Below are 12,665 nucleotides of genomic sequence, written 5' to 3' on the forward strand. Positions count from 1 at the left end.
CCCGATGGCAGTGGTTCAGTCAACACATACAGTTACTGACGCACCGCCATCGGGAGCAAGCCCCCTCCCATATTTGGTTTCGCGTTTCGGGCGATTACAGCGGCAGCGTCGGGTAATCGATGTAGCCCACCGGGCCCTGGCCGTAGAAGGTTTCCGGATGCGCTTCGTTCAACGGCGCATCGGCTTTCAGGCGTGCTGGCAGGTCCGGGTTGGCAATGAACGGCACCCCCCAGGCCACCGCATCCGCTTTGCCTTCGGCCAGCCAGGCATTGGCGCTGTCCTTGGTGAAACGTTCGTTGGCGATGTACACGCCGCCAAAGGCTTTTTTCAATTGAGGACCGAGGCTGTCCGCACCTGCCTTTTCACGGGAGCAGATGAAGGCGATACCACGCTTGCCCAGTTCGCTGGCGACGTAGGTGAAGGTCTCCTTCAGGTTGTCGTCGCCCATGTCGTGGGCATCGGCGCGCGGTGCCAAATGCACACCCACACGGCCAGGGCCCCAGACCTCGATGGCCGCATCGGTCACTTCCAACAGCAGGCGTGCACGGTTTTCCAGGGAGCCACCATAGTTGTCGGTGCGCTTATTGGTGCTGCTTTGCAGGAACTGGTCGAGCAGGTAGCCGTTGGCGCCGTGGATCTCCACGCCATCAAAGCCTGCGGCCTTGGCGTTCTCGGCGCCGGTGCGGTAAGCGTCGACGATGTCGGCGATTTCAGCGGTTTCCAGGGCGCGCGGCGTCGGGTAGTCGGCCAATGGGCGCACCAGGCTGACGTGACCTTTAGCCTGGATCGCGCTCGGCGCCACCGGGGTTTCGCCGTTCAGGTAGGACGCGTGGGAAATGCGGCCCACGTGCCACAGTTGCAGGAAGATCTTGCCCCCTGCGCCATGCACGGCCTTGGTGACATTGGCCCAGCCGCGCACCTGGTCGTTGGACCAGATGCCCGGCGTGTCCGGGTAGCCGACACCCAGCGGTGTCACCGAAGTGGCTTCGCTGAGGATCAGCCCGGCGGAAGCACGTTGCACGTAGTACTCGGCCATCAGCGCGTTGGGTACGCGGCCGGCATCGGCGCGGCAGCGGGTCAGCGGTGCCATGATGATGCGGTTCGACAGTTCCAGGTCGCCCAGTTTGATCGGATCGAAAATAGTCGTCATGGGAAAAACACCCTTCTCTTTGAAGTTGATCAGTGGGTCGCAGGGGCCAGGTCGGCATCGCCGCCCTGACGGAAAGTAATCAGGGTCACCAGCAGCGCCAGGATCGCCAGGGCCGCTGCCGCCAGAGGCACGCTGCTCAGGCCGAAACCGTGGGCAATCACGCTGCCGCCCACCCAGGCGCCGAGGGCGTTGCCGATGTTGAAGGCGCCGATGTTCAGGGTGGATACCAGGTTCGGCGCGGCCTTGCCGAAGGTCACCACGTTGATCTGCAGCGCAGGTACGGCGGCAAACGAAGCGGTGGCCCAGAGGAACAGGGTGATCTCGGTCGGGATCACGGCGATGCTGGTCCAGGTCAGCGCGGTGGACACCACCGCCATACTGATAAACACGCCGATCAGGGTGGCTGCCAGGCGTTTGTCCGCCAGCTTGCCGCCGATGATATTGCCCACGGTGAGGCCCAGGCCGATCAGCAGCAGGGTCCAGGTCACGCCTTTGGGCGACACGCCAGTGACATCGCCGAGCAGCGGCGCAACATAGGTGAAGAGGGTGAACATGGACGCGGCGAACAGCGCGGTCATGCTCAGCGACAACCAGATGCCGGCACCCTTGAGCGCGGCCAGTTCGGCGCGCATGTCGAGTTTTTCTTCGTCACGCTTGGCCGGCAGGAAGCGGATCAGGCCGATCAGCGCCACCACGCCAATCACCGTCACTGCCCAGAAGGTCGAGCGCCAGCCGGCTTCCTGGCCCAGCGCAGTGCCCAGTGGTACACCAAGCACGTTGGCCAGGGTCAAACCGGTGAACATCAGGGCCACGGCCGAAGCGCGCTTGTTGGCCGGCACCAGGTTGGCGGCGACCACCGAACCGATGCCGAAGAACGCACCGTGGCACAGCGCGGTGATCACACGGGCAACCATCAGCACGTTGTAGTCACTGGCCAGGGCGCAGAGCAGGTTGCCGATAATGAAGATGCCCATCAACGCTACCAGGGCCGCCTTGCGGGGCAACCTGGCGGTGGCCAGTGCCATGAATGGCGCACCGATGGCCACGCCCAGGGCATAGCCGGTGACCAGCCAGCCGGCGCCGGGAATCGACACGCCGAGGTCCGCCGCCACATCGGGCAGCAGGCCCATGATCACGAACTCGGTGGTGCCGATGGCGAAGGCGCTCAGGGCCAGGATGAGTAGCGAGAGGGGCATTATCGTTTCCTTGTTACAACGTCGCACTGATTTCAGCGCTGAGTTCAGTGGTAAGCGCCGCGAGGAAGGCTTGGATCACTTCCTCATTGCGCTTGAAAAAGTGCCACTGCCCGGCCTTCTGGCTGCTGATCAATCCCGCCCGTTGCAAGGTGGCCAGGTGGGCCGACACGGTCGACTGGGACAAGCCGCAGCGCTGGTCGATCTGCCCGGCACAGATGCCGTATTCGTGGTTGTGCAATTGCTCGGGGAACTGCACTTTCGGGTCTTTCAGCCAGGTGAGGATGTCTCGTCGTACTGGGTGCGCCAGGGCTTTTATTATTTCGTCGAGGTCGATGGACATGGCAGGTGCTCGGTGTCGTAAAGCGTTATATCGCGATGAGGCGAACTTTAAATCGTTATATCCCGATATACCAATATGATTTTGCTCTGAGCTCAGGCTGAATCGGTATATCGGGTTATAACGATACGTTGGCGCCAGTGCTAGACTGCGCGGCATGAATTATCTCGCACATCTGCACCTGGGCGGCCAACTTCCTGCGCAACTGCTGGGCAGCCTGTACGGCGACTTTGTCAAAGGCCGCCTGCAGGGCCAGTTCAGCCCGCCAATCGAAGCGGCGATCCAGTTGCATCGCTCGATCGACCGCTTCACCGACAGCCACCCGTTGGTGGGCGAGGCGTTGTCGCGCTTCAGCCTGACCCGGCGGCGCTACGCCGGGATTGTCCTTGATGTGTTCTTCGATCACTGCCTGGCGCGGGATTGGGCGCTGTACGCCGACCAGCCCCTGGAGCACTTCACCTCGCAGGTGTACCGCGTGCTGGCGGCCGAACCGCAGTTGCCGGGGCGGCTGGCGCAGATAGCGCCGTATATGGCCGCGGATGACTGGTTGGGGTCGTACCGCGAGTTTGCGGTGATGGAGCCGGTGTTGCGCGGGATTTCGCGGCGGCTCACACAACCTCAGGAATTAGGGTTTGCGATGCAGGAATTGCGTGAGTTGTATGAGCCGTTGAGTGAAGACTTCCGGATCTTCTACCCCGAACTGCAAGCCTTCGCGCATAACCACCTGACAACACAAAGCTAAATGTGGGAGGGAGCAAGCCCCCTCCCACATTTGAACTGTGTTCACATCTCAGGCTGCAAAAGCCGGTCGAGCATGCACTTGTTCAGCCTCCGGCACCGGCCCAAACAACGCCTTCTGCACCGCCTGCTGCGCCTGGAACGCCAGCGCCGCACGTTCCTGCCCGGCGCAGGCAATCGGTTTGAGCACGTGGATTTCCACATCGCCCTGGTCATTGCCGAACAGGCGCATCAGGTGCGAGAGCAAATCGTCATCGCCAATGAACGGTGCCAGCGGGTCGATCTGCCCATTGCGCAGATAACGGATGGCCACCGGTTGCAGCGACACGTCCGCGTCAATCGCACTGGCCAGCAAGCGCCCGTGGAAGGTGCGCAGGCTGCGGCCGTCGGTGGTGGTGCCTTCGGGGAACATCAGCAGCGGGTGCTGTTGTTCCAGATGGCGGGTCATCTGCTTGCGGATCAACTGGCTGTCACCCGAACCGCGACGGATAAACAAGCTACCGGCCTTCGCCGCCAACCAGCCGGCCACCGGCCAGGTGCGCACTTCGGCCTTGGACAAAAACGACATCGGCGCCACTGCGCCCAGCAACGGAATATCGGTCCAGGACACGTGGTTGCTCACCCACAGCATGGGCTGGGTCGGCAACTCGCCGAGCACTGTCACGCGAAAGGGCAGGGCGTTGGTCAGCCGCGCCATGAAGAACCGCGACCAGCGTTGGCGCCGCACCATCGAGTTGGCCACGCCCAAGCGTTCGAACACGCCAAACACACTGGCCATGCTCAAGCCCAGCGCCACTACCACCAGCACCCGGGCAATGCGTCCGTACACGCGCAGGCGGCTCATCACATGGCCGCCTTGAAGTGGCGCGCATAGCGCGGGCATAGCTCATCGCGCTTAAGCAGGATGAACACGTCGGCGACCTGGAAATCCTCATCCCAGCACGGTTCGCCGCAGATCTTCGCACCCAGGCGCATATAGGCCTTGAGCAGTGGCGGCATCTCGGCGATTACGTTGGTCGGCAGGTCCAGCGCCGGCAGCGGTTTTTTCGGTTCGGCGCGCAGGTGTTCGTTGCACAGGTAACGTTCGCGCAGGCGCTGCATGATCGCGTGGGCCTGGATGCCGCCGTCGTGCATCGGGATGCTCGCGCAGCCCATCAGGTAGCTGTAGCCGCCCTGGTTGAGCACTTCGGCCAACTCGCCCCACAACACGGCGATGGTGCCACCGTTGCGGTAGGCAGGGTCGACGCAGGTGCGGCCGATTTCCAGGATCGGGCCCTGCAGATGCAGCAGGCCATGCAGGCTGAATTCTTCTTCGCTGTAGAACCGGCCCAGGGTGCTGGCGGCCTGGTGGTCGAGCAAGCGGGTGGTGGCGACGAGTCGACCGCTGTTCAAGTCCCGCACGCCGATGTGGCTGCAGTGAACATCATAGTCATCCATGTCCAGGCCGTGTTCCGCGCCTTTGAGCTTGGCGTTGAACTCGCCGCTGAAGACGTTGAAACGCAGGGCCTGGGCTTCCTGCAAAGCCTTGGCGCCAACCAGGCGTTCGGCTTGCAGACGGCGTTCATTGCCGGTGTCGCTGATGCGGGCGATCTGAGTCATGGCGAATCTCCGAGTGCCAGCCACGTTTCGGCCGGTCGACTTTGTTGTCCAAAGTCAGGCTATGTAGCCCCGGTGTCATCTCCATGAAGTTATGGTGACGCTTGGATGACAGGCGTTTTGATAGAGCTGCACAGGAGCGGTCGTTCGACATTTTTCCTACTTTTGATTTGGAGAAAGGATGACCGATCAGAGGGAACCGGATTACCCGTGCCGCCACATAGGCTCTGGATGTGAGGGCAGATGGGCTCCTTATGCCGTTGGACGTTTGTTAAGCCTTGCGCTCTGGAGGTAGGGGCACTATGCCGATTTCGCCCGTTTCGAATAACGCGCCCGCCTGGTGGGAAATTGATAATCATGAAAAAAGTCTGGGTTCTGAGCCGCCGCAGGTGCAAGTCATTAGCGAACGGTACAGCGGCATCCGCAGGCAGGATGGCCGGTCTTACGGCGAACCCGTCAACAACAAGGTCGTGGCGTCGGGCATGCACCTGTTTGTATACAAGCCAGATAATCGTGATCCCGGGAAAAAGCCCGAGGACATCTGGAGCGCTTTCAGCCAGTGGAATCAGGACAACTGTGTGTCCGTTGCGGCGATAAAGATGGCGATGATGCAGTTTGGCGAGCAGCCAACCGACGTATTCAAAGAGGTACGAGAAGTACCGGGTGGTTTCCAGGTTACGTTAAGAAATAACGAAACGGCTTACGTGACCCAGGCTGAGCTGGAAATGACGGCGATGGCCATGAAGTTGAAGGGGACGGATCCACGGGCAATCACCTCGGCGAACGTGATAAGTACGGTTATGGCCAAGGTTGAGCAACAGAAATTATCCAAAGAACAGAACAGAAATGTGGGATTTGGCGAAGCGCTGCAGGTCTTGAATCGCCCTGACGCCCTTCCTTTGGCGCTTGCGCGGCTTGGCTTGGGGAGCATGATTGAAATGGTACCGCCCGAGGACTTGCTTAATGGGCGTCTAGGGGCTTTTTCCAGTGGTGTTAAAAACGGCAGTCATAGCTCTGTGAGCGTGGGGGGTAAAGAGGAGCGTTGGGGGCTGCGCGGCGGTCCATCCCCGACTGGGGAGGATATTTACGCCTATGCATTCAAGAAATCATAAGCGTGCGACGCTTGTCAGGGCGGGTTGTCACAAAACCATCATTAGCCTCGGCTAGCCTCGCGGGCTTGAATGCCCCTTGAGTCTGCGTCCATGGTCAGAGGCCTGCTGTGCGTTGCCCTGCTGTTCGTCACCGTTACCGCCTGCGCTGAAACCTGGCCTGACAAGGAGTGGGCCAAGGGCACGCCACTCGCAGGGCCCGCCGTCGAAGCCCTTGACGCCTATGCATTCCCGCCCCGTGACGACACTGCCCGCCAAGGCATTCGCACCGACGCGCTGCTGGTGATCCGCGACGGTGTGGTCATCTATGAACGCTACGCCGCGCCGACCACGGCCAGCACGCCGCATCTGACCTGGTCCATCAGCAAAAGCCTGATGGCCACAGTGCTCGGCGTGGCCTACGGCGAAAACCGTTTCAAACTGACCGACCCCGCAGCACGCTTTTACCCGCCGATGAAACAGCACCCCAAGGTGACCATGGCCGACCTGCTGCACTGGGCCTCGGGCCTGGACTGGCAGGAAGACTATGAATACGCGCCGCTGAAGTCCTCAGTGGTGGCGATGCTTTACACCCGTGGCCGCGCCGATATGGCCGAGTTCGCCGCCAGCACTGAGTCCTTCAGCGCACCGGGCCAGGCCTTTCGTTATTCCAGCGGCGACAGCAATATCCTGTCCGCCGCGCTCAAGGGCATGCTCGGCCACAAGGCGTACATGAGTTACCCCTGGGACGCGCTGTTCAAGCCGCTGGGCATTCACAACGCCACCTGGGAAACCGATGCCGACGAAACCTTTGTCGCCTCGTCCTATGCGTTCCTCACCGCGCGTGACCTGGCGCGTGTCGGCCTGCTGATGGCCCGCGACGGGCGCTGGGGGGATCAACAATTGCTGCCCAAGGACTGGGTGGCGTTCAACCGCCAACCCTTCGACAAATACACCGCTGGCCAGGACGAAGCCGTCCCCGGTGGCCAATGGTGGCTCAACCAGGGCGCCCCGAGGCCCTGGCCCGATGCCCCCGCCGACACCTTCGCCGCCCTCGGACATTGGGGGCAGGCGTTGTACGTGATGCCCGACGAACACCTGGTGATCGTGCGCTATGGCGATGATCGCGACGGCAGCTACCGCCACAACGAACTGCTCAAACGCGTGCTCGCGGCGGTGCAACCATGATCCGTCGTCGGCCGTTCACCAGCCTGTTTCTCGTGCTGCTGCTTGCCCTGTCTGGTTGGGTTTGGCACGAGCGCGTCAACCTGCAAGCCTTCCCCGATATCATCGCGGCGTATACCGCCAAGGAGTACTGCTCGTGCCGCTATGTGGCGAACAATCCAGCCGACTACTGCCGGGGTTATGTGAAGCAGTACGTGCCCACCAGTGCGTTCAGCGATAACCCGGAACGCAGTGAAGTGACGGCGAGTGGCTTGGGGCGTACGCACAGCGCGCGGTGGTTGGGGGATCGGCAGGGCTGTCGTCTGAATCCCTGACACAGCGCAAGCCACCCCCCACATTGGATTTGCGCCGTTCGTGACATTGCGCTTAAGGTTCGTGCAGGTTTTTCGCCCCACGAGTCCTTAATGTTCAACGCGTCTGTTATCAAACCCCTGGCCTTCGCCCTGCTGGCCGCTGCCGCGGTGCCCGCCCATGCCGACTGGTACCTGGACAACGAGTCCTCGCGCCTGTCGTTCGTCACCACCAAAAACACCGAGATCGCTGAAGTCCATCGCTTCCTGGTGCTGCACGGCAAGGTCGACAGCAAGGGCGCGGCGCAATTGGAAGTAGAGCTGGAGTCGGTCAACAGCGGCATCCCGCTGCGCGACGAGCGCATGCGCAATCAGCTGTTCGAAATCAAGACTTTCCCCGAGGCGCTGATCAGCGCACAGATCAATCTGCAACCCATCAATGACCTGGCGCCTGGCGCGCAACTGGAACTGCGCTTGCCCCTGAGCGTCACCCTGCATGGCAAGACCCAGACCTACAGCGCTGAGTTGTTGGCCACGCGCCTGGATGACCGGCGTTTCCAGGTGGTGACCCTGGAACCGGTGGTGTTGCATGCGGAGGATTTCGACCTGGCGCCGGGTGTGGCGATGTTGCGTAAAGCGGCCGGTCTCAAGTCGATCAGTTTGTCGGTGCCGGTGGGTGCGGTGCTGATCTTTACGGCGCGCTGACATGAGCGGCGCAGTGTTCCCGTGGCGCAGCGCCAACCGTTTCGAGTTGTTGATCGACGGCCCGCAATTTTTTCCGCAGATGCTGGTGGGCATTGCCCGGGCCGAGCGGCAAGTGGAGTTGGAATTGTATCTGGTGGAGGCTGGCGCCTGCGCCGAAGCGATGGTGCAGGCGCTGGTGCTGGCCGCCGAGCGCGGCGTGCGGGTGCGTTGCCTGTTTGATGACTACGGTAGCCTGGCATTTACCCTGGGGCTGCGTAAGCGCCTGACCGACGCCGGTGTGGAGCTGCGTTTCTACAATCGCCTGAGCTGGCGCCGTTGGATGCGCAACCTGTACCGCGACCACCGCAAGCTGTTGCTGATCGACCAGGAAACTGCCGTGGTCGGTGGCACGGGCGTCACCGATGAGTTCTGGACGCCGGGGCAAGACACCGCCGACTGGCATGAGGTGATGGTGCAGGTCCACGGCCCGCTGGTGCTGGACTGGCAGGCGCTGTTCGAGCGGCAATGGCATGCCAATGTCGCGCGCCGTGCGTGGAAGCCCGCCACCCATTTCGGTTTGCCGCGCTTGCCCAAGGTGCCGGCGACGGGGCCAGGCCTGGGCCGAGTGGCCTATGCAGACGCCCGACAGCACCGCGATATCCTGCAATCGCTGATCCGCGCGCTGAACAGCAGCCAGCAACGTATCTGGTTTGCCACGCCATATTTTTTGCCCACCTGGGGCGTGCGCCGCGCATTGCGTCGGGCCGCAGGGCGTGGGGTGGATGTGCGTTTGCTGCTCACCGGCCCGCGCACCGATCACCCCTCCGTGCGCTACGCCGGGCACCGTTATTACCCGCGTTTGTTGCGTGCAGGCGTGCAGATCTTTGAATACCAGCCGTGCTTTTTGCACCTGAAGATGGCGCTGGTGGACGATTGGGTGAGTATCGGCTCGTGCAACTTCGATCACTGGAATCTGCGCTTCAACCTGGAAGCCAACCTGGAAGCGTTGGACCCCGGGCTGACGCAGGCGGTGGCGGCGAGCTTTACCGCGGATTTTGCCCAGAGCCTGGTGGTCAGCCTGGAAGCGTGGAAGGCGCGGCCGTTGTGGCGGCGGGTGAAGCAGCGGGTGTGGGGGTGGATTGATCGGTTGGTGGTGAACCTGCTGGATCGACGCGGCTAGCAAGAACACTGAGGTCAAATGTGGGAGGGAGCAAGCCCCTCCCACATTTTTTGACCGCGTCAGGCGTTAGAGCAGTTCGAAGGTCTGCTGCTGCACATCCTGGGAATCCAGCCCGATCTGTACATTGAACTCACCCGGCTCGGCGGCGAACTTGAGCTGGGTGTTGTAGAACTTCAAGTCGTCCTCGGTGATGGTGAAGTGCAAGGTGCGCTCTTCGCCAGCCTTGAGCATGACCTTCTGGAAGTTCTTCAGCTCCTTGATCGGACGGATCATCGAACCTGCCACGTCCTGGATATACAGCTGCACCACGGTTTCGCCATCGACCTGCCGGTGTTTTTCAGCGTGACGCTGGCGTCGAGCTTGCCGGTCTTGTTCAGGGTGGTGGACGACAGCGCCATGTCCGACAGGCTGAAGGTGGTGTAGCTCAGGCCATAGCCAAACGGGAACAGCGGCCCGGTGGTGTCATCGAAGTACTGTGAGGTGTAGTTGCCCGGCTTGCCCGGGGTGAATGGCCGGCCGATGGTCAGGTGGTTGTAGTAGGTCGGAATCTGCCCCACGGAGCGTGGGAAGGTGATCGGCAGCTTGCCCGATGGGTTGTAGTCACCGAACAGCACGTCGGCGATGGCGTTACCGCCTTCGGTACCGGCGAACCAGGTTTCCAGGATGGCGTCGGCTTGTTGTTTCTCTTCCAGGATCGACAGCGGGCGGCCGTTCATCAGCACCAGCACCAGCGGTTTGCCGGTGGCTTTCAGGGCCTTGATCAGGTCGCGCTGACTCTGCGGGATATTCAGGTCGGTACGGCTCGACGATTCGTGGGACATGCCACGGGATTCACCCACGGCGGCCACCACCACGTCGGCATCCTTGGCGGCCTTGACCGCTTCATCGATCATCACCTGGGCCGGGCGGGTGTCATCCACCACTTCCGGGGCATCGAAGTTGAGGAAGTTGAGGTAGTCGACCACCGCCTTGTCGTTGGTGATGTTGGCGCCACGGGCGTAAATGATCTTGCCTTTTTCGCCGATGACCGCGTTCATGCCGTCAAGCAGCGTGACCGATTGCTCCGGCTTGCCGGCCGCCGCCCAACTGCCCATCATGTCGATCGGCGCCTTGGCCAGTGGGCCCACGAGCGCGATGGTCGCGGACTTTTTCAGCGGCAGGGCGTCGTTCTGGTTCTTCAGCAGCACCAGGCTGCGGCGCGCCACATCACGGGCCTCGGCACGGTGCAGGCGGCTCTCTGCGTAAGTGTCGGCCGGGTCATCCTCGGCCTTGCCGATGCGCAGGTACGGGTCTTTGAACAGGCCCATGTCGTACTTGGCAGCGAGCACTTCACGCACGGCGTTGTCGATGTCGCTCTGTTCGATCTCGCCGGACTTGAGCAGCCCCGGCAGTTCCTTGCCGTACAGCGAGTCGTTCATGCTCATGTCGATGCCGGCCTTGATCGCCAGCTTGGCGGCTTCACGCCCGTCCTTGGCCACGCCGTGCTTGATCAGCTCGAAGATCGCCCCGTGGTCGCTGACGGCCAGGCCCTTGAAGCCCCAGTCCTTGCGCAGCAGGTCGTTCATCAGCCAGGTGTTGGCGGTGGCGGGCACGCCATTGATCGAGTTCAGCGCCACCATCACGCCGCCGGAACCGGCCTTGATCGCCGCGTGGTACGGCGGCAGGTAGTCCTGGTACATCTTGACCGGGCTCATGTCGACCACGTTGTAGTCACGTCCGCCTTCCACTGCGCCGTAGAGGGCGAAGTGCTTGACGCTGGCCATGATGCTGTCGGCATTCGCGGGGCTGGCGCCCTGGAAGGCCTTGACCATCACTTCGGCAATCCGCGAGACCAGATAGGTGTCCTCACCGAAACCTTCGGACGTGCGACCCCAGCGCGGGTCGCGGGAGATATCGACCATCGGTGCAAAGGTGATGTCGAGGCTGTCGGCGGCGGCTTCCTGGGCGGCGACGCGCCCGGAGCGGCCGATGGCGTCCATGTCCCAGCTGGAGGCCAGGGCCAGGCTGATCGGGAAGATCGTGCGGTGGCCGTGGATCACGTCATAGGCGAAGAACATCGGGATCTTCAAGCGGCTGCGCATGGCCGCGTCCTGCATCGGACGGTTTTCCGGGCGGGTGATGGAGTTGAACGTGCCACCGATGCGGCCGGCGGCGATTTCCTTGCGGATCAGCTCGCGGGGCATTTCCGGGCCGATGCTGATCAGGCGCAATTGGCCGATCTTTTCATCCAGGGTCATCTGCTTGAGCAGGTCGCTGACGAAAGCGTCCTTGTCCTTAAGCGCAGCAGGCTTTGTTTCTGCCCAGACGGGGTGGGTGGCCAGCGTGGCAACAAGGCCGAGCAAACACAGCTTCTTCATGAATATCCTTTTTCGGCTCACTGCACAGCGCTTGGGCTGATCGGCCAAAATGTGGGGAGCGTCTATTGTTGTTCGGGTGTTGTTCAGATAAATGCAGCACACTCTGAACTCTTTATCGCGCTGGGCATCTTTGTAGCTGATTGGCTCGATGCATTCCAGTGGTGGCGGATTATGCCCCAAGCGTGTGGTTTTTAGGGTTAGTCGTCACATTCCATCCAGTTTGGGCAGGAGAAACACCATGCAAGCAGCACAACATTCCCGCTGGGGCCTCAAGGCCGCGGCTTTGCTATTGATCAGCACAGTATTGAGCGGCTGCGGCATCAATAACATCCCGACCCTGGACGAACAGGCCAAGGCGGCCTGGGGCCAGGTGCAGAACCAGTACCAACGCCGCGCCGACCTGATCCCCAACCTGGTGGAAGTGGTCAAGGGTTACGCGGCCCATGAGCAGGACACCCTGACCGCCGTGATCGAGGCGCGGGCCAAGGCCACCTCGATCCAGGTGGATGCCAGCACCCTGGACAACCCGGAAAAACTCAAGCAGTTCCAACAGGCCCAGGACGGTTTGAGCGGTGCCCTCAGCCGCTTGATGGTGGTCTCCGAGCGCTACCCGGACCTGAAGGCCAACCAGAACTTCCTGGCCCTGCAATCCCAGCTCGAGGGCACCGAAAACCGCATCGCCGTGGCCCGTCGCGATTTCATCCAGGCCGTGCAGGCGTACAACACCGAGATCCGCACCTTCCCAGGTCGCCTGTGGCACAGCGTGATGTACAGCGACCTGCCGATCCGCGCCACCTTTGAAGCCACCAGTGCCGATGCCGATAAAGCGCCGCAAGTGAAGTTCAAATAAGGCTGCACTGAGGT

At 61.9% G+C, this 12,665-nt stretch carries 12 protein-coding genes and 1 pseudogene; 7 read left to right on the forward strand and 6 right to left on the reverse strand.

Annotation, left to right across the window (positions count from 1 at the left end; translation table 11 throughout):
- Positions 1-94: 94 nt before the first annotated feature.
- From J3D60_RS28525 to J3D60_RS28535, 3 genes are read right to left on the reverse strand one after another with little or no spacing between them, the layout of a single operon-like run.
- On the reverse strand, positions 95-1,150 hold the full coding sequence (locus J3D60_RS28525; protein WP_253493558.1) for an alkene reductase: 1,056 nt from the start codon (positions 1,148-1,150) through the stop codon (positions 95-97).
- Between the two features lie 29 nt (positions 1,151-1,179).
- Positions 1,180-2,346 (reverse strand): MFS transporter, encoded by a 1,167-nt coding sequence (locus J3D60_RS28530; protein WP_065938835.1) that lies wholly within the window; start codon positions 2,344-2,346, stop codon positions 1,180-1,182.
- Between the two features lie 13 nt (positions 2,347-2,359).
- Positions 2,360-2,686, reverse strand: a complete 327-nt coding sequence (locus J3D60_RS28535) for a helix-turn-helix transcriptional regulator (protein WP_065938836.1) — start codon at positions 2,684-2,686, stop codon at positions 2,360-2,362.
- 154 nt (positions 2,687-2,840) lie between these two features.
- Here J3D60_RS28535 and J3D60_RS28540 point away from each other — a divergent pair, with 154 nt between their 5' ends.
- Positions 2,841-3,425: an ACP phosphodiesterase gene (locus J3D60_RS28540; protein WP_092487785.1), complete on the forward strand. Its 585-nt coding sequence runs from the start codon at positions 2,841-2,843 to the stop codon at positions 3,423-3,425.
- A 48-nt stretch (positions 3,426-3,473) separates the two neighbouring features.
- Here the strand turns inward: J3D60_RS28540 and J3D60_RS28545 are convergent, their stop codons facing one another.
- Positions 3,474-4,265: a lysophospholipid acyltransferase family protein gene (locus tag J3D60_RS28545; RefSeq protein WP_253493559.1), complete on the reverse strand. Its 792-nt coding sequence runs from the start codon at positions 4,263-4,265 to the stop codon at positions 3,474-3,476.
- The gene (olsB, locus tag J3D60_RS28550; RefSeq protein WP_027604385.1) at positions 4,265-5,020 is read right to left on the reverse strand and encodes an L-ornithine N(alpha)-acyltransferase; all 756 of its coding nucleotides are present in this window, start codon (positions 5,018-5,020) and stop codon (positions 4,265-4,267) included. Before olsB ends, J3D60_RS28545 begins: the two co-directional genes overlap by 1 nt.
- A 299-nt stretch (positions 5,021-5,319) precedes the next feature.
- Here olsB and J3D60_RS28555 point away from each other — a divergent pair, with 299 nt between their 5' ends.
- The 5 genes from J3D60_RS28555 (at position 5,320) to J3D60_RS28575 (ending at position 9,444) form a co-directional block, all read left to right on the forward strand.
- Entirely contained in the window at positions 5,320-6,129 is an 810-nt protein-coding gene (locus J3D60_RS28555) for a hypothetical protein (protein ID WP_065938839.1), read from the forward strand.
- 90 nt (positions 6,130-6,219) lie between these two features.
- The gene (locus J3D60_RS28560) at positions 6,220-7,293 is read left to right on the forward strand and encodes a serine hydrolase (protein WP_253493560.1); all 1,074 of its coding nucleotides are present in this window, start codon (positions 6,220-6,222) and stop codon (positions 7,291-7,293) included.
- Positions 7,290-7,604 carry an amidase gene (locus tag J3D60_RS28565; RefSeq protein ID WP_065938841.1) on the forward strand — a complete coding sequence of 105 codons (315 nt, stop codon included), beginning with the start codon at positions 7,290-7,292 and terminating at the stop codon, positions 7,602-7,604. Before J3D60_RS28560 ends, J3D60_RS28565 begins: the two co-directional genes overlap by 4 nt.
- Before the next feature lie 90 nt (positions 7,605-7,694).
- Entirely contained in the window at positions 7,695-8,285 is a 591-nt protein-coding gene (locus tag J3D60_RS28570; protein ID WP_065938842.1) for a YceI family protein, read from the forward strand.
- A 1-nt stretch (position 8,286) separates the two neighbouring features.
- Positions 8,287-9,444 carry a phosphatidylserine/phosphatidylglycerophosphate/cardiolipin synthase family protein gene (locus J3D60_RS28575; protein ID WP_253493561.1) on the forward strand — a complete coding sequence of 386 codons (1,158 nt, stop codon included), beginning with the start codon at positions 8,287-8,289 and terminating at the stop codon, positions 9,442-9,444.
- Between the two features lie 66 nt (positions 9,445-9,510).
- Here J3D60_RS28575 and bglX read toward each other — a convergent pair.
- Positions 9,511-11,801 (reverse strand): annotated as a pseudogene (gene bglX, locus J3D60_RS28580) (beta-glucosidase BglX).
- A gap of 238 nt (positions 11,802-12,039) precedes the next feature.
- Here bglX and J3D60_RS28585 point away from each other — a divergent pair.
- The gene (locus J3D60_RS28585; protein WP_065928260.1) at positions 12,040-12,651 is read left to right on the forward strand and encodes a LemA family protein; all 612 of its coding nucleotides are present in this window, start codon (positions 12,040-12,042) and stop codon (positions 12,649-12,651) included.
- The last annotated feature ends 14 nt before the right edge of the window (positions 12,652-12,665 follow it).

The organism is Pseudomonas sp. S3E17 (assembly GCF_024168685.1).
Classification (GTDB): domain Bacteria; phylum Pseudomonadota; class Gammaproteobacteria; order Pseudomonadales; family Pseudomonadaceae; genus Aquipseudomonas; species Aquipseudomonas marginalis.

What these genes read in the sequence shown, in the direction of transcription:
- J3D60_RS28525 (WP_253493558.1), bottom strand. Translation starts at nt 1,150, where the DNA reads ATGACGACTATTTTCGATCCGATCAAACTGGGCGACCTGGAACTGTCG.
- J3D60_RS28530 (WP_065938835.1), bottom strand. Translation starts at nt 2,346, where the DNA reads ATGCCCCTCTCGCTACTCATCCTGGCCCTGAGCGCCTTCGCCATCGGC.
- J3D60_RS28535 (WP_065938836.1), bottom strand. Translation starts at nt 2,686, where the DNA reads ATGTCCATCGACCTCGACGAAATAATAAAAGCCCTGGCGCACCCAGTA.
- J3D60_RS28540 (WP_092487785.1), top strand. Translation starts at nt 2,841, where the DNA reads ATGAATTATCTCGCACATCTGCACCTGGGCGGCCAACTTCCTGCGCAA.
- J3D60_RS28545 (WP_253493559.1), bottom strand. Translation starts at nt 4,265, where the DNA reads ATGAGCCGCCTGCGCGTGTACGGACGCATTGCCCGGGTGCTGGTGGTA.
- olsB (WP_027604385.1), bottom strand. Translation starts at nt 5,020, where the DNA reads ATGACTCAGATCGCCCGCATCAGCGACACCGGCAATGAACGCCGTCTG.
- J3D60_RS28555 (WP_065938839.1), top strand. Translation starts at nt 5,320, where the DNA reads ATGCCGATTTCGCCCGTTTCGAATAACGCGCCCGCCTGGTGGGAAATT.
- J3D60_RS28560 (WP_253493560.1), top strand. Translation starts at nt 6,220, where the DNA reads ATGGTCAGAGGCCTGCTGTGCGTTGCCCTGCTGTTCGTCACCGTTACC.
- J3D60_RS28565 (WP_065938841.1), top strand. Translation starts at nt 7,290, where the DNA reads ATGATCCGTCGTCGGCCGTTCACCAGCCTGTTTCTCGTGCTGCTGCTT.
- J3D60_RS28570 (WP_065938842.1), top strand. Translation starts at nt 7,695, where the DNA reads ATGTTCAACGCGTCTGTTATCAAACCCCTGGCCTTCGCCCTGCTGGCC.
- J3D60_RS28575 (WP_253493561.1), top strand. Translation starts at nt 8,287, where the DNA reads ATGAGCGGCGCAGTGTTCCCGTGGCGCAGCGCCAACCGTTTCGAGTTG.
- J3D60_RS28585 (WP_065928260.1), top strand. Translation starts at nt 12,040, where the DNA reads ATGCAAGCAGCACAACATTCCCGCTGGGGCCTCAAGGCCGCGGCTTTG.